The following is a 26,344-nucleotide window of genomic DNA, read 5'->3' as shown; positions in this document are numbered from 1 at the left end:
ATGCCAGAGACCATCCCCGCCCCCCAGCCGATCATCGAGCTCATCGGCGTCAAGAAGGCCTTCGGGCCGGTCAGCGTCCTCAAGGGCGTCGATCTCACCATCCGCGCCGGCCGGGTCACGGCCCTGGTCGGTGACAACGGCGCGGGAAAGTCGACGCTCATCAAGGGGCTCGCCGGCGTCCAGCCCTACGACGAAGGCCAGGTGCTCGTCGACGGGGCGCACCGGGACCTGCACGCTCCGCGCGACGCGGGTGCCCTCGGCATCGAGGTCGTCTACCAGGACCTCGCGCTGTGCGACAACCTCGACATCGTGCAGAACATGTTCCTCGGCCGCGAAGAGCTCGCGAACGGCACGTTCGACGAAGGGCGCATGGAACGAGAGGCCTCCGACACTCTGCGCTCGCTCTCGGTGCGCACGGTGAAGTCGGTGCGCCAGAAGGTGTCCTCCCTCTCGGGCGGGCAGCGCCAGACCGTGGCCATCGCGCGCGCCGTGCTGAAGAAGGCGCGCGTGGTCATTCTCGACGAACCCACCGCGGCGCTCGGCGTCGCCCAGACCGAGCAGGTGCTCAACCTCGTCGAGCGGCTGAGGGACCAGGGCGTCGCGGTCGTCCTCATCAGCCATAATCTCGCCGACGTGTTCGCCGTCGCCGACGACATCGCCGTTCTCTACCTCGGACAGATGGTCGCCCAGATCGACACCGACGAGACCACCCGGGACGACGTCGTGGGGTACATCACCGGCACCAAGACGAGAGGCGTCACGCTCATCGACAGCACCACGATCCCCACCGGAGGCGTCGAATGACCACGCACGCGCCACGCACCGAGGCCTCGCCCGACCCGCTCGCGAGCGACATGATCGGCAGCGGCGTCGAGGGGGGTCTGCGAGATCAGGTCACCGCGTGGTGGCAGCGCGTGCGCGGCGGCGACATGGGAGCCCTCCCCGCCGTGGGCGGGCTGGTCGTCCTGGGCATCATGTTCAGCGCCCTCAGCCCGTTCTTCCTCACCGAGCGCAACTTCGCGAACCTGCTCAATCAGGCGGCGTCACTGGTCGTCCTGGGGATGGCACTCGTCTTCGTCCTGCTGCTCGGCGAGATCGATCTGTCAGCCGGCGTCACGGGAGGCGTCGGCATGGCGTTGTTCGTCGTGCTGAACGCCGTCGTTGGAGTTCCCTGGCCCCTCGCCCTGCTCATCGGATTCGGATTCGGCCTGCTCACGGGCGCCCTCATAGGTTTTCTCGTGGCGAGAATCGGCATACCGTCGTTCGTCGTCACGCTCGGCCTGTTCCTCGGGTTCCAGGGTCTCGCGCTGGTCATCATCGGTCCTGGCGGGCTCTACCGCATCCAGGTGCCCGAACTCATCGCGCTGCAGAACGGCAATCTGCCGGTGTGGGGCGGCTGGGTCATGCTCGCCGTCATGCTGGCTGTCTCCGGCGGCACGGCGATCTGGGACCGCGCACGGCGGACGCGGGCCGGCGTACCGAACCGCGCGATGCCGCTCGTGTGGATCAAGCTCGCCGTCATCGCGGTCATCGGCGGTGCTGTCGTGTACGTGCTCAACCAGAACCGCGGACAATCCGTCGTCGAGGTCGCGGGTGTGCCCGTCATCGTGCCGATCGTGCTGGTCATCCTCTGGATCGGCACGTTCGTGCTGGACCGCACGAAGTTCGGCCGGTACATCTATGCGATCGGCGGAAACGCCGAAGCGGCACGCCGCTCGGGAGTGAAGGTGCGGTGGGTGAAGTGGTGGGCATTCGTCATCTGCTCGTCGCTCGCCGTAGCCGCGGCGCTCTTCTCGGTCTCGCGCGTGGGCTCAGTCGACGCGACGGTGGGCCGTGACATCGTGCTGTCCGGCGTCGCGGCGGCCGTCGTCGGCGGGGTGAGCCTCTTCGGCGGCAAGGGCCGGCTCGTGAACGCCGCGATCGGCGCGCTCGTCATCGCGATCATCACGAACGGCCTCGGGCTGCTCAATCTGCCCGCCGGCGTCAATCTGCTCGTCACGGGCGGCGTGCTGATCCTCGCGGCGACCGTCGATGCGCTGTCGCGACTGCGTTCCGGGGGCGGGATGCGCACGTAGCGCCCCTCTGGCGTCATCGCAGCAGAGAGCGCAACGCCTGATTCGGTCAGCACGCCTGGAGGACGGCAACGGGGAGCACCCCTCTCACCAGGGCGACCCCGGACACCGAGGCCTATCGCGGCGGTGCGCCCCGGGGCCATACTCGGGGCATGCGAGCGGTGTTCGATTTCCTCGCCACGCAACCGGTCCTGACCGCGTTCCTCCTGGTGGGGCTGGGCTCTGCGCTCGGTCGCGTGCGGGTGGGCGGGGTGTCGCTGGGTGCGATCGGCGTCCTGTTCGCCGCGATGGGCCTGACCGCGTGGGGTGTGGCCACCGGGGTCACCATTGAGCTTCCGGCGCTCATCGGCGACACCGGTCTGGTGGCCTTCGCCTTCTGCGTCGGCCTGATCGCCGGACCCAGCTTCGGACATACCCTCCGCACCGCCTACCCCCTCCTCCTCCTGGTCACCGGGCTTCTCTTGGCCACCGCGGCCACCGGCCTACTGCTCGGTCGCGCTCTGGGCTTCTCGACGGTGACGATCGCCGGCACGTTCGCGGGTGCGGTGACGAACACACCGGCACTGGCGGCGAGCGGAGGCAGCCCGGAGGCCACGGTGGGGTACGCGAGCGCCTACGTCTTCGGCGTGATCGCGCCCATCGTGGCCGTCAGTCTGGCGCTGCGTCATCGCGCTTCGCGCGACGAGGCTGCCACGCAGTTGGAGAACAAGGCTGTGCGGATCGACACCACCGATCGCCCGACGGCAGGGGCGCTCAGCCGTCGCTATGGAGGGCGCATCACGTTTTCGCGGCTCCGCTCGAAAGGCGGCGGCGACTACGTCGTCGTCGGGCCCGACACCGAGCTCCCGCCCGGCGGAGTGGTCAACGTCGTCGGTCCGCGCGAGGCGGTCGACGCGGTAGCCGCCGAACTGGGGCACACCTCATCCCTCGACATCATCCAGGACAGGTCCCGGCTGGAGTATCGCCGCCTCATCCTCTCCAACCCCGAGCTCGCCGGCCGCGCACTCGGCGCTCTCGGGCTGCGCGAACGCTTCGGGGCGACCGTGCCGCGTGTGCGCCGCGGCGATGCGGAGATGCTCGGTGCGGACGATGTGATCCTGCAGCAGGGCGACCGGCTGCAGGTCGTGGCTCCCCGGGACGAGATGCCCGCCCTGACGGCGCTGATCGGCGACTCCGAACGGGGCATGACCGATATCAACCCTGTGGCGCTGGGCATCGGAATCGCGCTCGGGCTCGCGCTCGGTGTCGTCACGGTGCCGTTGCCGGGTGGCGGCGGATTCGCCCTCGGCCCGGCGGCGGGCGCGCTCATCGCCGGTCTCGTTTTCGGTCGCGTCCGCCGCGTGGGCCCGGTCGTGACGACGCTGCCCACCAGTTCCGCAAACGTGCTGGCCGAGCTGGGGCTCGTGCTCTTCCTCGCCTACGCCGGAACCAAGGCAGGGTCGCTGATCGTCTCAGCCATCACGTCGGGCGAGATCGTCGGCCTCCTGGTGCTGGGCGCCGCAATGACGGCGCTCCTCGCCGTCGGGACGTACGTCGTCGCGCGTCTCGCGCTGCGCACCGAGGGCACGCGCCTGGGCGGGGTGTTGGCGGGCACCTTCACCAACCCGGCGCTGCTGGGCTTTGCCAACACGCGCACCGGCTACGACATGCGTGTCACGGTGGGCTACACGCTGGTCTACCCCGCCGCCATGGTGGTGAAGATCCTCATCGCACAGGTCCTCGTCGTGGCGTTCTGACAGTCAGGCGCCCCGGCCGAGGCGATGTTGAGGAGGCGCTTGGGCGCCGCGACCAGCAGAGCGGCGAGCACCCAACAGGCCAGGCTGCGCCACATCATGCGGCGGCCGCTCGCACGTCGTCGATGAACCGCACGTACTCGTCGGCCGTGTTCTCCGCCGTCATGACGCGCAGCACGACCTCGTCGACGGCGTCGCGATACTGCGGGATGCTTCCCGCCAGCGCCGCCGGTTCGATCGTCGTGTCCAGCGCGGCGATGCCGAGCCGCGCGAAATGCGCGCGGTACGCCGGGTACCCCGCGTAAGCGTCGGCCTCGGCGCGCAGCCGCCCGACGGCGGCCGGATCCGACGTGGCGCGGACATAGAGGGCGATCCGCGTGCTCGGCGCGGCTTCGTGCGCCTGGGCGCGCTGCGTCCGCGCGACGTCGGGCGTGAGCCAGCTCAGGACGAGACCGTCGGATGCCGCGGTACCGAGCCGCCGCATCCGTGGGCCGAGTGCCCCGACGACGATCCGCGCCGATGTGCCGGCGCGGATCTCAGCCACGGCGCTCCGCACCCGATCGAGTGCCCCCGTGCGCGCCTGGCCGGAGCCGATGCCGAGCACGAGGCGGTCTGCCGGAAGCCCGGCGGCGCGCTCGAGGATCTCGCGGGGCGAGCGCCGGTCGACCGGCAGCACGCCGGTGGCCAGCACAAGGCGCTCCGTCGCTGCAGCGGCGGCGGCGATGACGTCGAGCGCGTCATGGCCGACCGTGTCGTTGACCCACAGCGCGTGCAGGCCAGCCTGTTCGGCCGCCCGTGCGACGGCGCTGCCGACGGCCGGGCCCGCGGCGGCCGCGATGCCGATCGACAGATCGCCTGTCACGGTGCCACCCCGACGTGCCGTGCCACCGCGCCGGTGTGCGCATAGAAGGCCGCCAGATCGGACTCGCCGTCAGCAGGAAGCAGGATGACGGCGTCGACCCCGGCCTCGAAGAATCGTGCGGCGCCGGCGGCGACATCGTCGGCCGATCCCCACAGCACGCGCCCCTCGGCGGGACGGTCCGGGAACTCCCCGCGGGCGCGTTCCTCGGCGGCGTCGCCGAACGCGGCATGCACGTACGCGACGATCTCGTGCGCGCCGGTGCGCCCCGAGGCCTCGCGCCCCTCGCGCACGATCGCGATCCGATCGGCGACCTCGTCGGGAGTGTATCCACCGACGAGCACCGTTCCGTCGGCGACCTCGCCGCTCAGGCGCAGCGTCTTCGGACCGTCGGCCGCGGCGTACACCGGCGGTGCGACGGCGACCGGCCACTCCAGGCGCACGGCGTCGAGTGTGACGTAGCGGCCCGAGACCGTGACCTCGTCGCCGGCGAGAAGAGCGCGCACACTCGGGATGTACTCGCGCATGAGGGTGAGCGGCGAGGCGACGCGGGCGCCTGCCTGCCCCATCCAGTCGAGCACTCCGTGACCGAGTCCGGGCAGGAACCGACCGGGGAACATCCGCTCGATCGTCGCGATCTCCATCGCCGTGAGGGCGGCGTTGCGCAGCGGCATGGGTGCGATGCCGAGGCCCACCCGCAGGTTCTCACTGCACGCGAGCGCGACGGCCGCGGTCGCGAAGCCGGACTCGCGGAAGCAGTCCTCCCACACCCACAGCTCGGGAACGCCTCCGGCCTCCGCGGCCTCGACGGCTGCGCGAAGCGCCTCGGGAGGGTTCTGGTACGGGCTGAAGATCGTGCCGATGCGTGCCATGCCTCCACTCTGGCACCACCGACAGACACCCGCACCGGATGACCGGTGCGGGTGTCGGATCGGTTGTCGGGCTCAGGCGGCGACGGCCAGCGGCACCCCCGCCGTCGCGACGATGCCGTCGGCGGCGGCATCCACCGTCACGGCACCGCCATCGGTGAGCGCGCCCGTCACGAACAGCTCTGCGAGCCGGTCATCGACCTCACGCTGGATGAGCCGACGCAGCGGCCGCGCCCCGTACTCGGGTTCGTAGCCGTGCTCGGCCAGCCACTCGATCGCCGCGTCCGTCACGGTCACGGTGACCTCGCGCTGCGCCAGCCGTGCCTCGGTCGCGCCGAGCATCAGGTGCACGATCTCGCGCAGCTGCGTCTTGTCGAGCTTGCGGAACAGCACGATGTCGTCGATCCGGTTGAGGAACTCCGGTCGCATCGCTTCGCGGAGCTTGCCCATGACCCGGTCGCGCAGGTCCTTCTCAGACCCGAACCCCGTGGAGCCGCCGCTGTCGGCGAGGAAGCCGATCGCTCCACCGCGCGACGCGAGGAACTCCGAGCCGAGGTTCGAGGTCATCACGATAACGGTGTTGCGGAAGTCCACCGTCCGGCCCTGACCGTCGGTGAGCCGCCCGTCCTCGAGCACCTGCAGGAGCAGGTTGAAGACATCCGGATGCGCCTTCTCGATCTCGTCGAACAGCACGATCGAGTACGGGTCGCGGCGCACGCGCTCGGTGAGCTGACCCGCCTCGTCGTAGCCGACGTAGCCCGGAGGGGCGCCGACGAGTCGCGACACCGTGTGGCGTTCGCCGAACTCGCTCATGTCGAAGCGGATGATGCTCTCGGAGTCGAACAGCGAGGTCGCCAGGGCCTTCGCGAGCTCGGTCTTGCCGACGCCGGTCGGTCCGAGGAAGAGGAACGATCCGACGGGGCGACGCGGGTCTGCCATGCCGGTGCGGCTGCGGCGCACCGCCTTGGCCACAGCGGCGACGGCGTCGTCCTGCCCGATGACGCGAGCGTGCAGTTCGGACTCGAGGTGCGCGAGACGGTCGCGTTCGGACTCGGTGAGCCGCGCGACCGGGATGCCGGTGGCCCGGCTGATGACACTCGCGATCTCGGGTTCGTCCACGACGTGGCTCGCCTCACCCGGCTCGCTGTGGGCCATCTTCTCGGACACGCTCTCGAGCCGGCCCTGCACGGCGGCGATCTCGTCGCGCAGACGGGAGGCCTCTTCGTAGTGCTCGGCCGACACCGCGGCGTTCTTGTCCGCTTCGAGGGTCGCCAGCTGAGCCATGAGCGCACTGATGTCGACCTTGGCGCCCAGGCGCAGTCGCAGTCGCGCACCGGCCTGGTCGATGAGGTCGATCGCCTTGTCCGGAAGCACGCGCTCCGTGAGGTAGCGGTCGCTCAGTTCGACGGCGGCGCGCAGCGCCTCGTCGGTGTAGACGATGCCGTGGTGCTGCTCGTACACGGATTTGAGCCCGTGCAGAATGCGGACGGCGTCTTCGATCGAAGGCTCGCCGACGCGGACCGGCTGGAAGCGACGCTCGAGCGCGGGGTCCTTCTCGATGACGCGGTACTCGGTGAGTGTCGTCGCCCCGATCAGGTGCAGATCACCGCGTGCCAGGCGCGGCTTGAGGATGTTGCCGGCATCCATCGAGCCGTCGCCGCCGCCTCCGGCGCCCACGACGGTGTGCACTTCATCGATGAAGACGATGAGCTCGCCCTTGCGTGCGGCGATCTCGTCCATCGTGCCGGTGAGGCGCTCTTCGAAGTCACCGCGGTAGCGGGTCCCGGCGAGCATGGCGGGCAGATCGAGCGCGATGACGCGCTTGTCGCGCAGCTGCTCGGGAACCTCGGCTGCCACGATCGCCTGCGCGAGGCCCTCGACGACGGCGGTCTTGCCGACGCCGGCCTCGCCCACCAAGACGGGGTTGTTCTTCGTGCGGCGGCTCAGGATCTCGATCGTCTGCTCGATCTCGGCGGCGCGGCCGATGACGGGGTCCAGCTCGCCCGCTGCGGCACGGGCCGTCAGATCGGTGCCGAACCTGTCGAGCATCGGCGTGTCGGATGCCGTGGCCTCGGGCTGCTGCTCAGGACCGCCGACGCCGCCCGGCGTGACGGTCTCGCGCGCGCCCTGCGTGAGGGCTTCGGCGGTCACGCCGGCCTGTGCCAGTACCTGGCCCGCCGGGGTGTCCTGCGCGAGCACCAGAGCGAAGAAGAGGTGCTCCGGGTCGACATAGGTCGAGCCCGAGGAACGGGCGACCTGGAACGCGTGGAAAAGCGCGCGCTGCACCGAAGGAGTGACGACGGCACCGTCGATACCGGCAGCACCGGATGCCGCGGGCAGACGCTCCTCGGTCGCGCGGGCGATCGCCGCCGGATCGGCGCCGATCCGCTCGACGGCGTCCTTCGCGGGCGATTCCGTCACCAGGACGCGCAGCACGTGAAGTGCGTCGAGCTCGTGCTGACCGCGTTCGAGCGCGAACCGGCCGGCGCGCTGCAGGATCTCCTGCGTGCGCGAGCCGAGGAACCGGGTGAGGTCGATCGAACGGCCCGCGCGAGCGCGCTCGCCGGCGAGGTACCGCGCGAGGAACTCATCGAACGAGCTGTTCTCGCCGGCACCGTAGGGGGGCGTGAAGTCTTCGGGCATGCATTTCTCCTGGTCAAACCTGAGTAGAGCGCTATCAACTTACAAAGTTGAGCAGAGTCGTATCAAGTTCAACGAATGGCGTGCCGACATATTCCCCGCGTTGATCGCTCACACCGAACGCTCCGAAATGTCCGTGCGGAGCACGGATGTGCCGATCCGGCGACGGGACGATGCTGGATCGGTGTCACCGAGACGAAGGAGAAGGACATGACCGATCTGCAGACCACCACGATCAGCGAGGCCGACAGGGCACTCAAGGCCAAGCACCGCGCGATGTGGGCATCCGGGGACTACCCCCGCGTCGCATCCGACCTCGTCTGGCCTCTCGGCAGACGCGTCGTCGAGGCCGTCGACATCCGCCCCGGCGAGCGCGTGCTGGACATCGCCGCCGGATGCGGCAACGCTGCCATCCCCGCTGCGCTGCGCGGCGCGACGGTCGTCGCGAGCGACCTGACCCCGGAGCTGTTCGACGAGGGTCACCGCCTGGCACAGGCGGCGGGCGCGGAGCTCGAATGGATCCCCGCTGACGCCGAGGCCCTGCCGTTCGAAGACGACGCTTTCGACGTCGCGCTCTCGACGGTCGGCATCATGTTCGCCCCGCACCATGACCGCAGCGCCGCCGAGATCGTCCGCGTGACCCGACCGGGTGGGCGCATCGGGTTGCTCAACTGGACGCCCGAGGGGTTCATCGGGCGGATGTTCGCCGTCATGAAGCCGTTCGCGGCGCCCCTGCCCGAAGGAGCGCAGCCCGCTCCTCTCTGGGGCGACGAGGAGTATGTGCGTGCGCTGCTCGGCGACCGGGTCGACGACGTGCAGGTGTCACGCGACACGGTGCGAATCGACCACTTCTCGGACGGAGAGCAGTTCCGCGCGTACTTCGCGTCGAACTACGGCCCGACGATCGCCGTGTACAACCGCAACGCCGACGATGCGGCACAGAGCTCAGCCCTCGATGCCGCGCTCGTCGCCCACGCCGACGGCGCTCTGGGCGAGAGCGGATCCATGGAATGGGAGTACCTGCTGGTCACCGCCCGCGTCTGCTGAGCATCGCCCCCCTTCCGCTGACGTCAGGCGTGACTACACTGAGCGGCGTGCTGGGCCCGCCCCTCACTCCGCGCGAAAGCGCGGTGCTGGCAGCCGTAGAGCGGCGTTTGAACAACTCCGAGATCGCCGCGGAGTTGTTCATCTCGGTGCGCACGGTCGAGAGTCACATCGCGAGTCTGCGCCGCAAGCTCGACGCCCATGCGCGGACGGAGCTGCTCGAAGCGGCCCGCGAGCGCCGAGCGGCCGCGGTGCATGTCCCGACGAACACGCTGCGCGGCAGGGGTCGCGATCTCGCGCGGCTCGAGCAGCTTCTTCGCCAGGGCAGGTGGGTGACGATCGTCGGGCCCGGCGGCGTGGGCAAGACCAGGCTCGCGCTCGAGATCGCGAAGTCCCCAGGGCCCCGCATCCCCCTCGTCGTCGACCTCGAGCACGCCGAACCCGACGATGTCGTCTCGAGGGTCACGTACGCCCTCGGCCTCGAGGGCTCACTTCGCGGCGATCTCTGCGCCCAGCTCGGCGTCGCCCTGTCCGCCCGGCCGTACATGCTCGTGCTCGACAACGCTGATCGGGTCGGCGCGACGACCGCACGAGCCGTGCGGCGGCTGTGCGATGCTGCCCCCGACCTGCACGTCCTCGTCACATCGCGCACCCCGCTGGGCGACGAGGACGAAGTCGTCCACGTTGTCGCTCCCCTGTCCACCGAAGGCCCCGATGCCCCGGCCGTCGCGCTCGTCGTCGATCGGCTCGAGTCCGCGGGCTACACGTTGACCCCCGAGGACCTCGCAGCCGTCCAGCGCATCGGCCAGCGGCTGGACGGCCTACCGCTCGCCCTCGAGCTCGCGGCATCCGCCGCCCGCCATCTTCCGATCGCGCAGCTCGACGCCCGGCTCTCGCGCGGTTTCGCGACCCTTGACCGGGCGGCACCGCACGGTCGCCATCGCACGCTCGAGACGACCTTCGACTGGACGTGGGATCTGCTGGCAGCCGACGAGCAGGAAGTGCTGCGGCGGCTGGCCGCCCTTCCCCGCACGTTCGACGTCGACCTCGCCGAGGCCGTCACCCACCCCGGCGTCGAGAGCGTCATCATGCGCCTGCTCGATCGCTCGCTCCTCGTGCCGCACTCGCAGGAGCCGCTGCGCTTTCGCTTGCTGGCGGTCATGCGCGAGTTCGTGCATGCGCGCACGGATCCCTCGCTCATCCGCGAGGTGCTCGAGCGCCACGCCGACCACACGATGCGGATCGCGAGCGACTTCGCCTCACGAGCACGCACCGACGGCACCCCCGCCGCTGCCCGCACCTCGGCTGCCCTGTGCCCCGAGATCCACGCGGCGCTTCGCTGGTCGCTCGCGGCGCGGCATCCGAGCGCCGTCGCCCTCGCGTCATCGCTCGCGGTCGGGGTCGAGCAGTACGGAGCCGACGTCGAGAGTATGAGCCTGATCGCGGCCGCGTCGACTCAGGACTGGTTCCTCGACGCGATGCGGCCGCAAGACCTTCTCGTCCTCGGAAACGCCCTCGCCTTCTCGGACATCGACCGGGTCGCCCTCCTCGCCGAACGCTCCCTCGCGATCGCCGCTGACGACGAAGCACGCGCCGCGCATCAGCTGGCAGGCCTTGCGGCGGCCTACCGGTCTGACTCGCCGGAAGCGCTGCGACACCTCGCCGAGGCCGAGCGGCTCGCCGAAGCCCCCGGCGACGACTGGGAGCTGGGGGCGATCCGCCAGTTCCGCGGAATCGCGCAGCGGGCATCCGACCCGTCCGACCTGCAGGCGGCGCTTTCGTCGTTCGAGTCCGCCATGCGCGCCTTCGCGCGAGCGGGCGACGACACACACGTGAACAACGTGCGCTACATGATGGCGCTGACCTCAGCCGAAAGCGGCCACGACCCCGAGCGCGCCGCGCGCTGGGCTGCGGAGTGCGTCGAGCATGCCGCGATCACCGTGAACGAGCATGAACTCGCGCACGCTCGGCTGGTGCAGGCATGCCTCGGACTGGAGGTGGCCGGCGACCCGGCGGAGCTCGCAGAGACCTTCCGGCATCTGGGTGACCTGCGCTGCACGAACCGGATGCTGCTGCTGTGCGCCGCGCGCACGCCCGAGCCGCGGCGACGCATTCCGATCCTCCGGGACGCGCTGGCGATCGCGGTTTCGGCGGGCGATCATGCGCGCGAAGTCGACACGCTCGGCAGCCTCGTGAGCGCCTACGACGCCGCAGGCGACGAGGCAGAGGCCCTGGCCGCGCTCGATCGGATCGCCCGACTCTCGAGTCAGGAAGCAGCCGAAGCGGCGTGCCCGCCCGGCCTGCGCGCGAGGTTCGCCGAGATCAGTGCCGTCCGCCCGGAGGGCCGATGATGAGCAGCGCGACGAACACCAGGATCACCGCGAGCGCCAAGAGGATCGCCAGCACCCACGGCCGGCGCAGGAACCACCGCATGAGCCGGTCGTGCCACGCGGCATCTCGGGGGTCGTTCGTCTGCTCCAGCCGCCACGCTCCGCGGAGTCGGCCCGTGCGGTGCAGCCAGATCTCCATCGGGATCGTCGCGTAGGGCACGATGGCGCTCACCACGGCGCTGATCGTCGGCCCCAGACGCCAGCGCTGGTTCTTCGCGACGAGGATCGCCGTCGCCCCGTACGACAGGAACACGAAGCCGTGGATGCCGCCGCCGATCGTCGTCGCGATGGTCAGGTCGAGCGTCGCCCGCAGGATCAGACCGGTGATGAGCAGCGTCCACGAGATCGCCTCGGCGATCGCCAGCGTGCGGAACAGGGTCTGGGGCGTGCGGAACACGGGTCTCCTCGGGTGGGCGCTTGCCTTCCACCCTACGTTCGTGCGTGACACGCGAACGACACCGGATGCCGCGGGTTAGCGTGGAGCGGTGATGTTCTCGCTCGACGACCTGCGGCGCTGGCCCGACCTCGAAGCACCCGGACTCGTCGCGGTCGACGCGGCCGACCGACTGCTGCTGGACGAGTCCGCCGCCGCACGCTCTGACCTCGGTCCCGGTGAACTCGTCGTGATCGGCGACGCTTACGGCGCCCTCACCCTCGGCGCGGCCGCGCAGGGAGCCCAGGCCATCCGCGTCCATCAGGATGCGCTGACGGGCGAGCGCGCGCTCGGGGCCAACGCCGAGCGCGCGGGGCTGCGGGACGCATTCGCCTCGCACACCCTCGACGCGTCCCTCGTGAACGGCGCCCGCGTCGTGCTCGTCCGCCTCCCCCGCTCGCTCGACGCATTGCGCGACATCGCCGCGCTCATCGCCGCCCACGCGGCATCCGATGTCGTCGTCTTCGCCGGCGGGCGCATCAAGCACATGACGCTCGCGATGAACGATGTACTGCGGGTGAACTTCGACCGGCTCGACGTGACGCACGCACGGCAGAAGTCACGGGTCCTGGTGGCTCGCGGGCCGCGTGACGGGCACGACCCCACGCCTCGCCGACAGGAGCACGACGGCCTCATCGTCTGCGCGTTCGGTGGCGCGTTCGCCGGAACGTCGATCGACATCGGCACGAGGCTGCTGCTGGAGCACCTGCCCGAACGCGTGACGGCTCCGGCGATCGACCTCGCCTGCGGTACAGGCATCGTCGCGACCGCGCTCGCGCTGCGTCACCCCGACCTGACCGTGTACGCGTCGGACGAATCGGCGGCTGCGGTCGCCTCGGCCCGCGCGACGGCCGACGCGAACGGCGTGGCAGACCGCGTGCGGGTCGAGCGCGACGATCTGCTCGGGTCGCTTGCCGCGGGAAGCGCCGGCTTCATCGCGCTCAATCCGCCGTTCCACAGCGGAAGCGCCGTGACGGAAGACCTCGCACGGCGGTTCTTTCAGGATGCCGCACGGGTGCTCCGCCCCGGCGGCGAGCTGTGGACCGTGTTCAACTCGGGCCTTCGCTACCGCGCCGCACTCGAGAAGATCGTCGGTCCGACCCGTCAGGTCGCGCGCAACGCGAAGTTCACGGTCACCGCGTCCACGCGTCGGTGACACGCCGTCCGAGGCGGTGGCGGAGCTCGCATCCCGCGCGCCGATAAAGTCGGAAATGCTGTCCATTTTCCGCCTTTGGAGGCCCCATGACGATGACCGCTGCACCCCGTGACGCCGAGCGCGCCGACGACGGCTATTTCGGCCCCGAGAGCATCTCGTGGCGGATCTTCTCGGACCCGACGTCGAAGCTGGGGGGAATGGCGGCTCTCATCATGCAGGCCCTCAACCCGAGCATGATGCGCCTGTTCTACGCCGCGACCGAGTCGCACGGCGACGCGGCCGGACGCGACGAGCGCACCGGGCGGTACTTCGACACCGTCGTGTTCGGCGACAAGGCGCATGCTGACGCCGCCGCGGCCTCGGTGCGCCGCATGCACGCCCACGCGACGTGGACCTCGCCGGACACCGGTGAGGTGCTGCGGGCCGACAAGCCCGAGTGGCTCGCGTGGACCCACAACACCTTCGTTTACGCGCTCCTGCGCGTCTCAGAGGAGTTCGGGCTCGAACTGACCCCGGCCGAGCAGGAGCAGTTCATCGTCGAGCAGCTGATCGCAGCGCGTCTTGTCGGCATCGAAGACGAGGCGCTGCTGCCCCGCACCCGCGCCGACCTCGAGTCGTACATCAACGCGCAGACCGGCTGGCTCGCGCTGACCCTGCCGGCCGCCGAGGTGACCCGGGCGCTCCGCGCGCCGTCACTGCGGGGGAACCCCATCACGGTGTGGACGACGATCATCGTGCAGGACGGCGTGCTGTCGGTGCTGCCGGAGTGGGCTCTGCTGCTGTACGGCATCGAAGGGCGACCGATGAACCTGCGCGCCGCGGCCCGCACGACGAAGCGCCTGATGGGCATCGCCCGGCGTTCACGTTCCTACGCCGACACGATCGCCGACGCCACGAAGCGCGTCACGACCCACCCGTACCGCAAGGTGCGTCCCGCGCGTCGCTGACGGTCAGGCGTTCTCGCCGGACTGCTCGCGCCGACGCCGCGCGAGTTCGGCTCGCAGCCGGTCCTCTTCGATCTCCCTCTCGAGCGCGGCGAGCTGCTCCTCGGTCGTGCGCACATCGTGACGGATGGGCGCGGGTGCGGGAGCGGGCTGCGCCCGGGGACGCGGCGCGGTGCGCGGCATCCGCGGGCCGTCTTCGGGATACACGCGACCGAGCGTGAACCACAGCATGCTGCCGATGATCGGCAGCAGGATCACGATGATGATCCACATCGTCTTGGGCAGGTGCTTCACCTGGAAGTCGTCACGACGGATGATGTCGACGAGCGAGAACACCATCACTCCGACGACGAGAACCGAGATAAAAGGCATAAGGTTCCACAGCCTAGCGCTGTGCCGACAACCGGTTGCCTACGGCCCCCGAGCGGAACGTCGGGTCGGGATCGTTCCACGTCTCGACGGTCTGTGCGATCCAGAAAGCGGCGAACAGGACAAGGGCGAGGGCTTCGCCGAGGAAGACCGGCGAGACACCCCACAGCTCAGGCACCCCTCCGCCGAGAGAGCCGACGATGACGACCGCGAGCAGGGCCAGCAGCACGGCGATGATCGCGACCGTGATCGCGAGATAGACGGCTCGATAGCCGAACGCACGCGCACGGCCGGCGTCGATCGCGGACGCGAGCGCGGCGAGCGCGATGAACCCGAAGAACGAGGCCGCCGCGATGACGTGACCGACCCGCAGAAAGCCGTCGGGGGCCACGAACCACCACACCGCCGTGGCGGCGATGAGCGCCCCCGAGACGACGAGCGTGGGGAGCCGTCGGGACACCGTGCGCTCGGTGATCGCCAGCACGAGCACACTCCCCCAGCCCACGGCCCCGATGACCAGCAACGCCGTCATGCCGTTGCCGACCGCCTGCGCGAAGGCCTCGGGCACGCACGGCTCGACGCCGCCGGGGCACTCCACGGCGAGCCCGGGCACATCCCCCGCGAAGACCGGTGTGGGCACGATCGCGATCAGGGGCGCGACGACCGCCGCCAGGTCGAGAGACACCTGGCCGAAGCTGCGTCCGGACAGCACGAGCAGCGCGAGCGCGACGGCGAACACCCCGCCGACGAAGACCGGTCCGGCGGCGGTGTAGTACGCCGCGCTCACCGAGCCCAGCGGACCGCTGTCGATCCACAGCGCCGTGAGCGAGGCGGCCAGCAGCACCACGATGCCGACGAGCGAAAGCCGGACGTAGCGATACGTGCGCTGCAGCGACGTGCTCGCGACGGGTATCGCCGGGCCCGCGATGAACGATCCGTCTGCTCCGGCGACCCTTGATCGGGCGGGCTTTCGAACACGTTCCGCGCTGGCTTCCATCTCGTCGCCCAGCGTGCCCTGCCACGCCCGATGGGTCAAGCGATCTTTGCTCGAGCGGCGGGTGCTCAGGGCCGATGCACGCGCGTCGCGCGGCGCGCCTCGAACTCCGGTACAACTGGTGCTGACGCACAGTCATCTGCGGGATGCCTCCCGACAGGGCGGCGCCGGAGTACATTGCCGCTGAAGGGACCGCGTTGAGCAGCACCGCCCACCCCCCTCGCCCTGACCGCCGCCGACCGATCACGGTCGCCGTGCTGGGGGCGGCGGCCATCCTCGTGGGTGCGACCGTGGCCGTCGCGATGATGGCCACCGCGACCGACGCCGGCCGTTCGTCGACAGCCTCTCCCTCAGCACCCTCGCTCAGCCCTCCCCCCACCCCGACGCCCACACCCACCCCACTCACGCCGCAGGAGCAGCTGCTCGCGTCGAGCGACGACCCGAACGCGTGCTCCGTCGCTTTCGCAGGCCCCGGGATCGCTGATCCCCCGATGCTGCAGACCCAGGGGGCGCTCTACACCGGGCTGCCGATTCCCACGCAGGACGGCGCCGTCTTCGCCGGCTGGTACGCGACACCGGCCGATGCCGCGGCCTACGCGGTGCCCGGGCGAGTCAACGGGTCGGAGGCCGTCGTCTGCGCCGACCAGCAGGTCACGCTGCACGGCTCGTGGACGACCCCCGAACTCAACGCCGCAGAGAGCGCTCGAATCCCGATCCTCATGTACCACCAGTTCACCGCGAAGCCCGAGGGCGAAGCAGGCTGGCTGCGCGGCAACTACGCGTACATCGGGGATTTCGAGGCGCACATGGCCTACATCGCGTCCACCGGCTTCTACCTGCCGACCTGGGATGAGCTTTCCGCATTCATCGACGGGCGACTCTTCCTGCCCAACCGCTCGGTCATCGTGACCGACGACGACGCCGACCAGTCGTGGTTCGATCTCGCCGTGCCCGTCATCGACGCCCACCAGGTGCTCGCCACCTCGTTCATGGTCACGGCCTACCGGCAGGATCCTGCGCCGTCGTCCTACGTGCTGCGCCGATCCCACACGCACGACATGCACCAGGCAGGCGCGAACGGCGACGGACGCATCGTGAACTGGTCAGTGCCCGAGATCGTCGCCGACATGGAGATGTCGGGCGCGACCCTCGGGGTGAAGGAGGTCATGGCCTATCCCTTCGGGCACTACAACGACACCTCGAAAGAAGCACTGCGGCAAGCCGGCTGGGAGTTGGCCCGCACGATCGAACCGGGCTCTGTGACGATCGGAACCGACAAGCTCGCCCTGCCGACGGTGCGCATCAACTACGGGATGGGCCTCGACACGCTCATCGGCCTCATCGGCTGACGCTGTCGCGCGTCGACCAGAACGCCCACGCGACGAGCAGGGGCTGGAAGAACAGCCGGACGAGGCGCTTGCGGTCGGTATCGAGTCCGAAACCGTCACGCCGCATGCGCCACTGCTCGATGTTGCCAGGGAACACCGCGATGAAGAACGCGGCGAGGATCACCCCGAGCGTGCGACGCGAGCGCGGCAGTGCGACCAGAGACGCACCGAGCATCACCTCGACGACACCGGATGCCACGACGACGGCATCCTTGTCCATGACTCGGGTCGTGAAGTCAGGCACCTGCGCTTGGAACTCTTTCCGCGCCCAGAACAGGTGACTGATGCCGGCGAAAACCATGGATCCGGCCAGCAGCCAGCGTGCGATCGCCCTCATCGGCTCACTCTCATCTCATCTCTGAAGATCCGTGGCGCGGATCATCGTCACATCGCGGTGCAGGCGTCACCCGACGAGGGGTGTCCATAGAGAACGAGCGCCGCGCCGGTGTCATCGAGGACCGAGACGGAGGTCGCTCCGAGGCGAACCGCTTCTTCGCAGAGCGCGAGAGCCGCCTGCGCTTCGGGGCTGCCCGGCTCGCCGCGCGGCGTGGGGATGCTGGTGGAGATCTCCCACCGCCCCGGTTCGGTCTCCCGCACGCCCGTGGCTTCCGGGGCGACGATGCTCAAAGACGCCAGCGTGTCCCCCTCTGCCGGCGCGTCGGCCGGCGGCGCTGTCTCAGTGGGTGCATCCGCTGCCGGCGTCTCGGCGGCAGGTGTCTCGGTAGCCGGTGTCGGAGTCGGAGTGGCGGACACCGTCGCGGTTCCGCTCGGCGTGGCCGTCGGCGAGGGATCAGACGCTGCACAGCCGGTGAGCACGAAGACGAGGGCGACCGCGGCGAGAGACAGGGGGCGCTTCATGCCTGCCACGTTATCGCGCTCCCGCGCGGGTCGGCGCGGAGGCTCATCGGTGCTCGGGTTCGGCGGCGAAGACCGGCTCGGGGGTCGCCAGTCGAGCGACGATCGAGTCCCGCCTTCAGATTGTCGAACGGTTTCTCGACCAGGAACCACGAGGCCGTCGCCGCGAGGATCGTCAGCACGAAAGCGCCGATCCGCCAGTACTCCCAGCCCGCGTCGCGAAGCCACCAGGTCAGGGGGTAGTTCCAGAGGTAGGCGGCGTACGAGATCGCTCCGAGCCCCAGGAGGGGCTTCACGGCCAGGGGCACGACGGGAACATCGCGAAGCTTCCACAGCACCACAACGGTCAGAAGACCGATCACGATTCCTCCGACGTAGTAGGTCGCGGGGAGCTCCTTCGCGCCCGGAACGACGGCATAGACGATCAGCGCCAGCCCACCCAGGCAGGCGCCGGCGGTCGCACGGCGCCCGTACACGTAACGCGAGATGTGATGCTGCCCGAGCTGCGCCGCCGCTCCGATGACCATCGCGATCGTCCAGGTGGTGACAGCGTTGTAGGTCAGCCAGTAATCGGGGGCGACGAGCGTGAGCCAGAGACAGTTGCCGGCGAAGATGAGCACGGCCGTCACAGCGACAACGAGCCGAAGGCGCTTCCACCGCAGTCCGATCGCCAAGACGAGAGGCCACACCAGGTAGAACTGCTCTTCGTTGGCGAGGGTCCACAGGTGACTCATATTGCCGCTGCCGTGACTGAAGAACGGCACGTTCATCGTGTACGTGAGAGCGACCATGACCGTGCGGACCACCTGTGGGCGGGTGTCGGAGATGTTGAGCACCCCCTCGACGATGACGAACCCGATGAGCAGGAAGACCAGTGCAGGAACGAGGCGGATCGCGCGGTTCCGATAGAACCGCCCGTAGCGCACTTTTCCGTACCGCCGCAGGTCCGACATCAGGAGCCCCGTGATGAGATAGCCGCTCAGGGTGAAGAACACCACGACGCCGATCAATCCCCCCGCGCTTGTCACCTCCGGATACGAATGCCGGATGAGCACGAGCAAGATGGCGATGCCGCGCAGGACGTCGAGTCCTTCGATGCGCGCGCCTTTAAGAAACGGCACTGTTCCCCCAGATGAGCGGCAGCCGCAATCCCCATGCGCGGCCGACGTGCGCTCACAATAGCGGTGCGCGTTCCGCGAGAACAAGCATCATGTGCGGGCATCCGGGAGAACCCGACCGACCGGGGGCCGAGCGGTCACGTCAGGAGGCCCTCCCCGATGTAGCCGCCCGCCGCGCAGCCCGGTGGTACGGCGAAGACGGCCGAGCCGATCGGCGTCGTCCACTCGTTGAGCAGGTCGAGCTCATCGAGTCGCCGCTGGATCGGGGTGAACTGACGATCGACGTCGGCCTGGAAGGAGACGAAGATCAGTCCGGCCCTCGAGATCTCCCCCGCGACGGGCATGTCGTCGTAGTTGTATGCCCGACGGAAGATCCGTTCGGTGGGGTTGTCACTGCGTGCACGCCGCAGGTGCGAGAACTCCGGAATCACAGGGAAGCCGATCGCGTCGGTTGCCGTGAAGTCGGGCTCGTCGAACTCGTCTGTTCCGGTCAGCGGCGCGCCGGTGGATTGGAAGCGGCCCACCGACTGGTCTCGGCCGCTTCGGTCGAGGCGGTCCCACGTGTCGAGGTTCATGTCGATGCGACGGATCACGAGGCTTGTTCCGCCGGCCATCCACCCGTCGGTGTTCCACACGACCTGGTCGAAGTCCGGCGTGCCGGGGCTGACGTTCGAAGTGCCGTCGACCTGGCCGAACAGATTCCGCATCGTGGTGCCGGGCTTCACGGTCCCGTGCGCGCGACGGAACCCCTGCTGCGACCAGCGCAGGGTCGCGAAGCTGCGGGCATCCTTCAGCAGCATCCGCGACGCGTGTGCGACCGTGAGCGGGTCGTCGGCGGCGACCTGGATCAGCAGGTCGCCGTCGCTGTACTCCGGCTGCAGCCGGTCGATCGTGAAGGCCGGCAGGGGGCGCAGCCAGGAAGGCGCCTTTCCCTGGGCGCGGCTCACGAGTTCCGGGCCGAAGCCGAACGTGACCGTCAGCCGCGCGGGCGAGACGGCGAGTTCGGGCTCCGTGTCAGCCAGTGCGCCCTGACCCTGTGTGAGGCGGGCGGCGTCATCGGTGAGGATCCGCATCATCCGCCGCAGTCCGTCCCGATCGGTCCCGGGCAGCAGATCGAGGGCGAGGAAGACCCCGTGCGCTTGCGCGTCGGTGTCGATGCCGGCCTGGTGGGCGCCGTGGAAGGGGACCGTCGTGTCGCCGTTGAGGGGCACGGATGCCGCCGGGGCAGGCGCCGGGTCCTGTGAACGGACGACGAGGTCGATGCCGACCGCCGCTGCTGCGCCGACACCGGCGACAGCGCCTCCGAGGAGGAACTGTCGCCGGGTCGCGCTGCGGCGGCCGGGAATGTCGTCCCGGCCGCGGCTCATTTGTGGTCCATCTCCATGTCCCCGTCGTAGTTCTCGTTCGCTCCGGCGAAGTCCTTCACGGGGGCGACGAACTCGAACGAGGAGCCGTCGGACAGGAGGAGGGTCAGGGCGAGCTCGTCTCCGGCGTGCAGCGGCTGGGTGAGTTGCATCAGCATGATGTGGTTGCCCCCCGGTTCGAGCGTCAGCATTCCGGATGCGGGGATCACGAAGCCGCCGTCGACCGGACGCATCATCATCTCGCCGGTGTCGTTGGCGACCGTCTCGTGCAGCTCGAGCATCGGCGACACTGCCGCCTCGGCTCCGATGACCGTGACGTCGGCGTCACTGCTGTTCGTCAGCTCACCGAACGCGGCGGACATCCCGCCGTCGACCGCTTTCACCCACGCGTCGGCGATCTCGATCGAGTCCGCGGCGGGTGAAACGGTCTCGGCGTAGGCGGGCTCCGGGGCGGGAGCGGCGCTCGACGCGCAGCCGGTGAGAGCGAAGGATGCCGCAGCGAGCAGGATCCCGGCGCGGAGGGCGATGTTTTTCTTGATGATCACGGGGGTGTGCCTTTCACAGATGGTTCGACGACTCATCGATGGGAGCCGCCGGTGTCGACACCGGATCGGTGCCGACGAAGGAATCGGAAGAGCGCGAACAGGGCGACCGCGACGATCGCTCCGCCCGCGCCGATGAGAACCGTCCGCAGCGCGGGGTTCTCCTGTGTGGCCTGACTCTCTTGTGCGCCGGCGTTCTCGGGTGCGCCCGCCTTATCGGGTGCGACCGCCCCGGCCCCTGACCCCGCATCCGTGGCGCGCGCCAACGGCTCGCCATCGCCGACCGTGAACGGGATGATGCCCGAGATCGGGTGGCCGTCGTCCGACACGACCCGCCAGCGCAGTTCGTATCCGGCCTCGGGCATTCCGGGACGCACCTCGGCGGTGACCTCGTTGCCCTCGGGGACGGGCGCCTCGGCGATCCAGTCGGCGCCCTCGGCGTCGACGATCACGACGACCGCGCCGGTGGTGAGCACGTCGCCCGAGAACGTCAGCGACACCGCCGCAGGTGCCTCGGCGAGTGCCTCGCCCGCCGTGGGCGAACTGGCGATGAGCTTGTCGTGCGCGGATGCCGGGTCGGCCGCGGACAAGACCGCGAACATCGCCACAGCCACCCCCGCCGCGAGCATGCGAAAACGGGACATGACAAACCTCTTCGATCACGCGTCACGTCGTGACGCAGCGGACGAGTGTCACCTGCTCACGGAGCAGGCGACGGGGGTCACCCTCCGAAGGATTCCGGAGGAGAGATCAGACCGATACGAAGAGAGGGGGCCCGCGCCGCGCGAGCGAAGAGGGGTGCCATCCGAGCGGAGCCATCGCGCGCCGTTCGATGGCGACGGCGGCGATACGGCGCGGTGCGAGCACGACGCTGACCGACGCGAGGCGCCGGGTCGCCGCATGCAGGACGTCACCTGCCAGGGCGAGAAGCCGGCGGACACCGCGCTCGCCGCGGTACAGCACGGCGAGCGTCACGACTGCGGCGACTGCGTGGCCGAGCCACATCGTCACTCCGTCCGGCGCGACTCCGGGCGCCGACACGGTTGTCGACGCGGTGACGTGATGGGTGAACAGTGCCGGCGACGAGGCACCGGACCCGCGCGACATCCCCAGGACGAAGAGCTCGTGGAACAGGGCCTGGCTCGCGACGACCGCGGCCGACAGTCGCCACAGCGAGAGGGACCGACCGGTCAGCAGCGTGCAGACCATGACCGCGAGCAGCCACGGCACGATGACACCGGCCCAGCCGGGCATCTCGCCGCCCCCCGCGACGTGCGACAAGAGGGCGATGAAGGTCGAGACGGATGCCGCCAGCACACCCCGCAGGACACGGGGGCCTCGTGATGCCCGGGTGGCGCTCCCCGTCGGCACGTGATCGTTCGCCGGAGGGATCAGAGAGACGGAGTCGAGGTCATCCACGCCGGTCGCACAGAAAGGTGGGCGCGAAAGCGCGCTCTCTCTCGTACGACTCTGCATGTCGATCGCTGCTCCGGGTGTGAAGGGTCGCGGTCGACGGGACGCTGCCGGCGCCGAGACTTCACCCGCAACGCTACCAATCGCGTCAGCGCCCACCAACCACGTTCAGAGCGACGAACGCCGGGCACCCATGGTTTGGTGGCTGCGGCCTCGCCGATGACAGACGACGCGGGCGGGTCACCGCGATGTCCTCGCCACCCGAAGTGGCGCTCTTCCGCCTGGCGGCCGTCAGCCCGAGCGAGGTGCGGTGGGCCCGGGCGCTTGGCGTCACCCGGGCCCGCCCTTCCGCTGACTGACCGGTCCTGACCCGGCTCTCGCAGCAGGCAGTGCACCAAGTGAGAGGGAAGCTGGGGACAACCCTCTCTGTACGCCACACGGTAGACGCCGCGGGAAACCAGCGACAAGGGTGAAATCGGAGTTCACCCGCACGTCACCCGCCCGCGGCAGTGACATGCGTCTTTGGCAGCCGCTGTGCGGCGTCGTCGCAGTGGTTGGCACGGTAGGCAGCATCCGGGTGGTCGGGACTCGTCGCTCCGCGACACGGAGATCAGCCGCCTGAGGCCGCGCCGGTCAGCAGCCGAGGGCGGCGAGGAAGGCAGCCTGCGCGGGGAACCGGTAGACCTCGCCGCCCTCGTGCCGGTTGAAGCCATAGACGTCGATGCGGCGGTCTGCGGTGGCGAGGTGGTTGAAGGCGGCGAACACCGTCGACGGCGGGCAGGTGTCGTCGAGGATCGCCGTGGAGTACAGCGCCGGCACGGAGGACCGCCGCGCGAAGTTGACGCCGTCGACGTACGAGAGCGTGTTGAACACCCGCTCGGCATCACCACTGCCGCGGTGTACGGCGAGATAGCGCACGATCTCGGCGTAGGGGTCCGTGTCGGTCATCCCCACCGCCCGCTCGAAGTGGCAGAGAAAGGGCACGTCCGGCATCGCGGCGACCAGCCGCGGGTGAAGGCCACTCACCGCGACGGTGAGCCCGCCACCCTGACTGATGCCCGTGATGGCCACCCGGTCCGGGTCGACGCCGTCGAGACCGAGCGCCGCGTCCACGCAGCGGACGGCGTCGGTGATGAGCCGGCGGTAGTAGTAGTCCTCGGCGTCCTCGATGCCCCGGGTCATGAGTCCCGGCACGCTTGGACCGGTGCCGTGCGGATCGGCGGTGTCCCCGCCGCCGCCCCATGTGGCGCCCTGCCCGCGCGTGTCCATGACGATGTGTGCACGACCGGATGCCGCCCACGCGAGGCGCTCGTGCGGCAGGCCGCGACCGCCGCCGTAGCCGAGGAACTCGACGACCGCGGGCAGGCGTCCCGTGACGCCCGCCGGGCGGAGGTACCAGGCGCGGATCGGGTCGCCGCTGAAGCCAGGGAAGACGAGGTCGTACACCTCGATGTGCCGCAGCGCCGTGGCCACGGGGGTGAGCACGGCGGCGTCGCCGACCGCCCGCGCTTCGGTCAGCGTGCGCTCCCAGAAGTCGTCGAAGTCGGCAGGTTCGCGGACCTCAGGCCGGTAGGTCCGCAACTCGGATTCGGGCAGGTCGAAGCGTGGCACGGCGATCCTTCCGGTGACGCCTCCGGCGGCGTGGGTCGAGCCTAGCTACGGCGGCGTCCGCCGTCACGGCCGAGGTTTGCCTGGGGCTTTCCCAAACCGCGCGCAGTGCCTTGTGCAACTCGGGCCGGCGTAGCCGTCTCGTCCCACGACGGGGCGTCCCGCCACGACTGCGTCAGCGCGCAAACGGCGACTCGCGGCGCCGCGAAGGCTTCTAGAAGTCCCAGTCGTCGTCTTCGGTCGCTTCGGCCTTGCCGATGACGTACGACGAACCGGATCCCGAGAAGAAGTCGCGGTTCTGGACATTGGGTTGTCGTGGCGGCGTCTGCCGCGGAATCACGCGGCATTTCGCCGCACACTCACCCACTCGGTAACCCGCTAACCGCGGACGTTCGTGGGCAAAATGTGGGCACGTGTGACGCCCGATTCACCACGTCGCCATGGCGCCGACGCGTCACGGCAGGATCGTGACGAGCGTCCCCAAAGGAAGAGCGTCGACGGCTTCAATGGCTTCCGCGCCGAGGCGGAGGCATCCGTGGGAAACCGCACCGCGGGCCACTTGTTGATAATGAATGCCGATCAGCCCGCCGACACTCCCTCCGTATGGCTCATCAGCAGCGGTTGCGTGCAAAGACGTCAGCTGGATTCGGTGCGTGTCCTGCTGTTGGGCGGGGTCCAGGTATTGGGCCTGCAGATACCCCAAGACGTTGACCGGCGTCGGGGTTTCTGGAGTGCCTACACCCACTTCGAACACGTGTTGAACGGCGTCACCTTCCAGGATGGTGAGCGTCTCGTCAGACACGACGACAACGATCTGCGACGTGATCGGGCGCGGATTGCGGAGCTTATCGCTACGTACCCATGCTGCGGTCTGCGCCGCGGGCGGAGTCGAAGCGCTGGCGGAGCGCTGTGAGGGTAGCTCGCGACGTGATGGCGTGAGTATCAACGACCAGTCACCTTGTCTCAGAATCTCTACCAGCACTGAGGGCTCGCCGAGAAAGTTCACCGCGGCGAACCGCGCAACAGGTTCAGAGCGATCCGCTCCAAAGAGTGGCACATCGGACTCGACCATGTATGCGGTTGCGGAGGTCCGAGCCGAATCGGAGTAGGTAAGTAGTCCGGGGATCACGGCGTCGTAGGAGGCTTCAGGCAGAAGCGCGATCTGGTCGTCGCTGAGTGGAGCCTTCGGCGCGAGCGTGGGTTGGTCACGAAAGGCGTCCTGGTTCATACGTTCGGCGACGGGCGCCGGGTTCGCGCAGCTGGCAAGCATCATGATCAGGGCGAGCGCAAGAACACCAGACGGTGGGAGCCTCCGCCAGCCTGGGCTTGCATGCCGTGCGCGCAAGCCCAGGCCGCCGAGAGTGTTCATCGCGATTGCTATCCGGAAACCACTGGTAGCGCCGGTCGGCTCGGGCGGTCCGGTGCCGGCGGAGCAGGTTGTGACGGATCCTGCACTTCGATCGCTCCCACTTCGATAATTCCGTCCACGGTGCAACCGAAGTCACCCAACGTGAAGGTGCCGCCGCCGGGCTCGCTCACGGTAACCCCCGTGATGGTCACCGCCGACCCCTGTACGTGAATCAGGTAGCTACCCGACGGGCCGAACGTGTACGCCGGAAAGGATGGCGAGGCCACGATCGGAAATGGTGCTGCCGGGTCAGGGACGGTGGTGAGAGGCAACGGAAAGTTCGTTGCTGTCAGCGGGCTTGACGTGTTGTCCGGCGCGGTGATGTCCACCGTGACATTGACGAAGCCTTCCATGGTTTGGTAACCGTTGTCGAGGATGGCTTCGGTGACCTCGGCAGGCAGCTCGAGGTCTACGGTGACCTCGGGATAGACAGTGTCTCCAGCATGGATCGTGTCCGGCAGAATCACGTCGACCTCGACACCAACCGCGAATGGGTTCCCCTCATTGACATACCCCTGAGTACAGGAGACGTCGAACGTTGCGTGCACAGTCTGCGCGCTCGCAGGTGCCGCCAACCAGAAGCCGCCGCTAACGACGAGAGCCGCAACAGCGATAACTCCCATTCGGCGTGTCTTGTGCGCGCATTTATCCTTGATCTCCACGTTCGCTCCCTGTGTGTTCGGTCGTCCGCCAATGAAAAGCCGGTCCGTGTTGGCCGAAGGTATCTGCACGCTGGGTGAAATGGAAGTGGCCACCTCCCCCTTGTTAATTCGCAATCACAGACCCGGATGGATGCCGATCATGTCAGAGCGGCGATAGCTGAAGCGGGCCGGCACATGCACGTCTGGTTTCGCGTCGTCCGCAGAATCACGTGCATATTTGCAGCATTTCGCGCGTGCATGCAAGAAAGCAAATAGCAGCGAAATACCACACTCAGCCTTCTGACAACTAGGCATATCGGGCAGTGCAGAGATCACCCGGGTGACAATGAAGATCACCCTCGGGTGAAGACGCTCTCAGCCACACTTACGGAAGTACTCTGCTGCCCTAAATAGCGGGTATGCGCTGACCAACTCGCTCATATGTGACACTTTGCTCACCGGTCAAGCCCCAATGCGTGGTGTAGCCGTTGGTAATCCTTCTGC

25 protein-coding genes are annotated in these 26,344 nt (G+C 69.0%); 8 read left to right on the top strand and 17 right to left on the bottom strand.

Features of this window, described 5'->3' with window-relative positions:
• From AC25YV_RS10740 to AC25YV_RS10730, 3 genes are all read left to right on the top strand, one after another.
• Complete coding sequence (locus AC25YV_RS10740) at positions 1-804, top strand: ATP-binding cassette domain-containing protein (RefSeq protein ID WP_488123843.1); 804 nt, start codon at positions 1-3, stop codon at positions 802-804.
• A complete protein-coding gene (locus tag AC25YV_RS10735) occupies positions 801-2,075 on the top strand; it encodes a sugar ABC transporter permease (RefSeq protein WP_488123842.1) in 1,275 nt (424 codons plus the stop codon). Before AC25YV_RS10740 ends, AC25YV_RS10735 begins: the two co-directional genes overlap by 4 nt.
• Before the next feature lie 149 nt (positions 2,076-2,224).
• Positions 2,225-3,808, top strand: coding sequence for an aspartate:alanine exchanger family transporter (locus AC25YV_RS10730; RefSeq protein ID WP_488123841.1), 1,584 nt, complete (start codon positions 2,225-2,227; stop codon positions 3,806-3,808).
• Between the two features lie 94 nt (positions 3,809-3,902).
• Here AC25YV_RS10730 and AC25YV_RS10725 read toward each other — a convergent pair whose 3' ends face one another.
• From AC25YV_RS10725 to AC25YV_RS10715, 3 genes are all read right to left on the bottom strand, one after another.
• Entirely contained in the window at positions 3,903-4,667 is a 765-nt protein-coding gene (locus AC25YV_RS10725; protein WP_488123840.1) for an LLM class flavin-dependent oxidoreductase, read from the bottom strand.
• Positions 4,664-5,536 carry an LLM class flavin-dependent oxidoreductase gene (locus AC25YV_RS10720; RefSeq protein ID WP_488123839.1) on the bottom strand — a complete coding sequence of 291 codons (873 nt, stop codon included), beginning with the start codon at positions 5,534-5,536 and terminating at the stop codon, positions 4,664-4,666. Before AC25YV_RS10720 ends, AC25YV_RS10725 begins: the two co-directional genes overlap by 4 nt.
• A 72-nt stretch (positions 5,537-5,608) precedes the next feature.
• Positions 5,609-8,176, bottom strand: a complete 2,568-nt coding sequence (locus AC25YV_RS10715; RefSeq protein WP_488123838.1) for an ATP-dependent Clp protease ATP-binding subunit — start codon at positions 8,174-8,176, stop codon at positions 5,609-5,611.
• A 207-nt stretch (positions 8,177-8,383) separates the two neighbouring features.
• On the opposite strand from AC25YV_RS10715, the gene AC25YV_RS10710 reads away from it, so the two are divergent.
• Together AC25YV_RS10710 and AC25YV_RS10705 are read left to right on the top strand one after the other, a co-directional pair.
• Positions 8,384-9,220, top strand: coding sequence for a class I SAM-dependent methyltransferase (locus tag AC25YV_RS10710; RefSeq protein WP_488123837.1), 837 nt, complete (start codon positions 8,384-8,386; stop codon positions 9,218-9,220).
• Between the two features lie 47 nt (positions 9,221-9,267).
• Positions 9,268-11,568: an ATP-binding protein gene (locus tag AC25YV_RS10705; protein WP_488123836.1), complete on the top strand. Its 2,301-nt coding sequence runs from the start codon at positions 9,268-9,270 to the stop codon at positions 11,566-11,568.
• On the opposite strand, the gene AC25YV_RS10700 is transcribed toward AC25YV_RS10705, so the two are convergent.
• Complete coding sequence (locus AC25YV_RS10700; RefSeq protein WP_488123835.1) at positions 11,540-12,004, bottom strand: DUF3817 domain-containing protein; 465 nt, start codon at positions 12,002-12,004, stop codon at positions 11,540-11,542. The two genes, AC25YV_RS10705 and AC25YV_RS10700, sit on opposite strands and share 29 nt — an antisense overlap.
• 91 nt (positions 12,005-12,095) lie before the next feature.
• Between AC25YV_RS10700 and AC25YV_RS10695 the strand changes: the two genes are divergently transcribed.
• Positions 12,096-13,196 (top strand): class I SAM-dependent methyltransferase, encoded by a 1,101-nt coding sequence (locus AC25YV_RS10695; RefSeq protein WP_488124034.1) that lies wholly within the window; start codon positions 12,096-12,098, stop codon positions 13,194-13,196.
• Between the two features lie 92 nt (positions 13,197-13,288).
• Positions 13,289-14,143 (top strand): oxygenase MpaB family protein, encoded by an 855-nt coding sequence (locus tag AC25YV_RS10690; RefSeq protein WP_488123834.1) that lies wholly within the window; start codon positions 13,289-13,291, stop codon positions 14,141-14,143.
• A 3-nt stretch (positions 14,144-14,146) separates the two neighbouring features.
• Here the strand turns inward: AC25YV_RS10690 and AC25YV_RS10685 are convergent, their stop codons facing one another.
• Together AC25YV_RS10685 and AC25YV_RS10680 are read right to left on the bottom strand one after the other, a co-directional pair.
• A complete protein-coding gene (locus AC25YV_RS10685; protein ID WP_488123833.1) occupies positions 14,147-14,512 on the bottom strand; it encodes a PLDc N-terminal domain-containing protein in 366 nt (121 codons plus the stop codon).
• 13 nt (positions 14,513-14,525) lie between these two features.
• Positions 14,526-15,545 carry a hypothetical protein gene (locus tag AC25YV_RS10680; protein ID WP_488123832.1) on the bottom strand — a complete coding sequence of 340 codons (1,020 nt, stop codon included), beginning with the start codon at positions 15,543-15,545 and terminating at the stop codon, positions 14,526-14,528.
• 155 nt (positions 15,546-15,700) lie between these two features.
• On the opposite strand from AC25YV_RS10680, the gene AC25YV_RS10675 reads away from it, so the two are divergent.
• Positions 15,701-16,852 (top strand): polysaccharide deacetylase family protein, encoded by a 1,152-nt coding sequence (locus tag AC25YV_RS10675; RefSeq protein ID WP_488123831.1) that lies wholly within the window; start codon positions 15,701-15,703, stop codon positions 16,850-16,852.
• Here the strand turns inward: AC25YV_RS10675 and AC25YV_RS10670 are convergent.
• The 11 genes from AC25YV_RS10670 to AC25YV_RS10620 all read right to left on the bottom strand — a co-directional run bounded on the left by AC25YV_RS10670 (position 16,842) and on the right by AC25YV_RS10620 (position 25,954).
• Entirely contained in the window at positions 16,842-17,228 is a 387-nt protein-coding gene (locus tag AC25YV_RS10670; RefSeq protein ID WP_488123830.1) for a DoxX family protein, read from the bottom strand. The genes AC25YV_RS10675 and AC25YV_RS10670 overlap by 11 nt on opposite strands.
• A 47-nt stretch (positions 17,229-17,275) precedes the next feature.
• The gene (locus tag AC25YV_RS10665) at positions 17,276-17,749 is read right to left on the bottom strand and encodes a hypothetical protein (protein ID WP_488123829.1); all 474 of its coding nucleotides are present in this window, start codon (positions 17,747-17,749) and stop codon (positions 17,276-17,278) included.
• Positions 17,746-18,867: an acyltransferase family protein gene (locus tag AC25YV_RS10660; RefSeq protein ID WP_488123828.1), complete on the bottom strand. Its 1,122-nt coding sequence runs from the start codon at positions 18,865-18,867 to the stop codon at positions 17,746-17,748. Before AC25YV_RS10660 ends, AC25YV_RS10665 begins: the two co-directional genes overlap by 4 nt.
• Before the next feature lie 134 nt (positions 18,868-19,001).
• Positions 19,002-20,231: a Dyp-type peroxidase gene (locus AC25YV_RS10655; protein ID WP_488123827.1), complete on the bottom strand. Its 1,230-nt coding sequence runs from the start codon at positions 20,229-20,231 to the stop codon at positions 19,002-19,004.
• A complete protein-coding gene (locus AC25YV_RS10650) occupies positions 20,228-20,773 on the bottom strand; it encodes a copper chaperone PCu(A)C (protein WP_488123826.1) in 546 nt (181 codons plus the stop codon). Before AC25YV_RS10650 ends, AC25YV_RS10655 begins: the two co-directional genes overlap by 4 nt.
• Before the next feature lie 32 nt (positions 20,774-20,805).
• Positions 20,806-21,414, bottom strand: a complete 609-nt coding sequence (locus AC25YV_RS10645) for a copper resistance CopC family protein (RefSeq protein ID WP_488123825.1) — start codon at positions 21,412-21,414, stop codon at positions 20,806-20,808.
• Positions 21,415-21,520: 106 nt separating this feature from the next.
• Positions 21,521-22,189, bottom strand: coding sequence for a hypothetical protein (locus AC25YV_RS10640; RefSeq protein ID WP_488123824.1), 669 nt, complete (start codon positions 22,187-22,189; stop codon positions 21,521-21,523).
• 627 nt (positions 22,190-22,816) lie between these two features.
• Positions 22,817-23,794, bottom strand: a complete 978-nt coding sequence (locus tag AC25YV_RS10635) for an acetylxylan esterase (RefSeq protein WP_488123823.1) — start codon at positions 23,792-23,794, stop codon at positions 22,817-22,819.
• A 211-nt stretch (positions 23,795-24,005) separates the two neighbouring features.
• Complete coding sequence (locus tag AC25YV_RS10630; RefSeq protein WP_488124054.1) at positions 24,006-24,131, bottom strand: hypothetical protein; 126 nt, start codon at positions 24,129-24,131, stop codon at positions 24,006-24,008.
• Between the two features lie 114 nt (positions 24,132-24,245).
• Positions 24,246-25,160, bottom strand: a complete 915-nt coding sequence (locus AC25YV_RS10625; protein WP_488123822.1) for a L,D-transpeptidase — start codon at positions 25,158-25,160, stop codon at positions 24,246-24,248.
• Positions 25,161-25,168: 8 nt separating this feature from the next.
• On the bottom strand, positions 25,169-25,954 hold the full coding sequence (locus AC25YV_RS10620; RefSeq protein WP_488123821.1) for a DUF6801 domain-containing protein: 786 nt from the start codon (positions 25,952-25,954) through the stop codon (positions 25,169-25,171).
• Positions 25,955-26,344 lie beyond the last annotated feature (390 nt).

The sequence above is a fragment of the Microbacterium sp. Y832 genome, from assembly GCF_057669765.1.
Note: the sequence above shows the minus strand (reverse complement) of the source record. Positions and strands in the feature narration are given on the sequence as shown.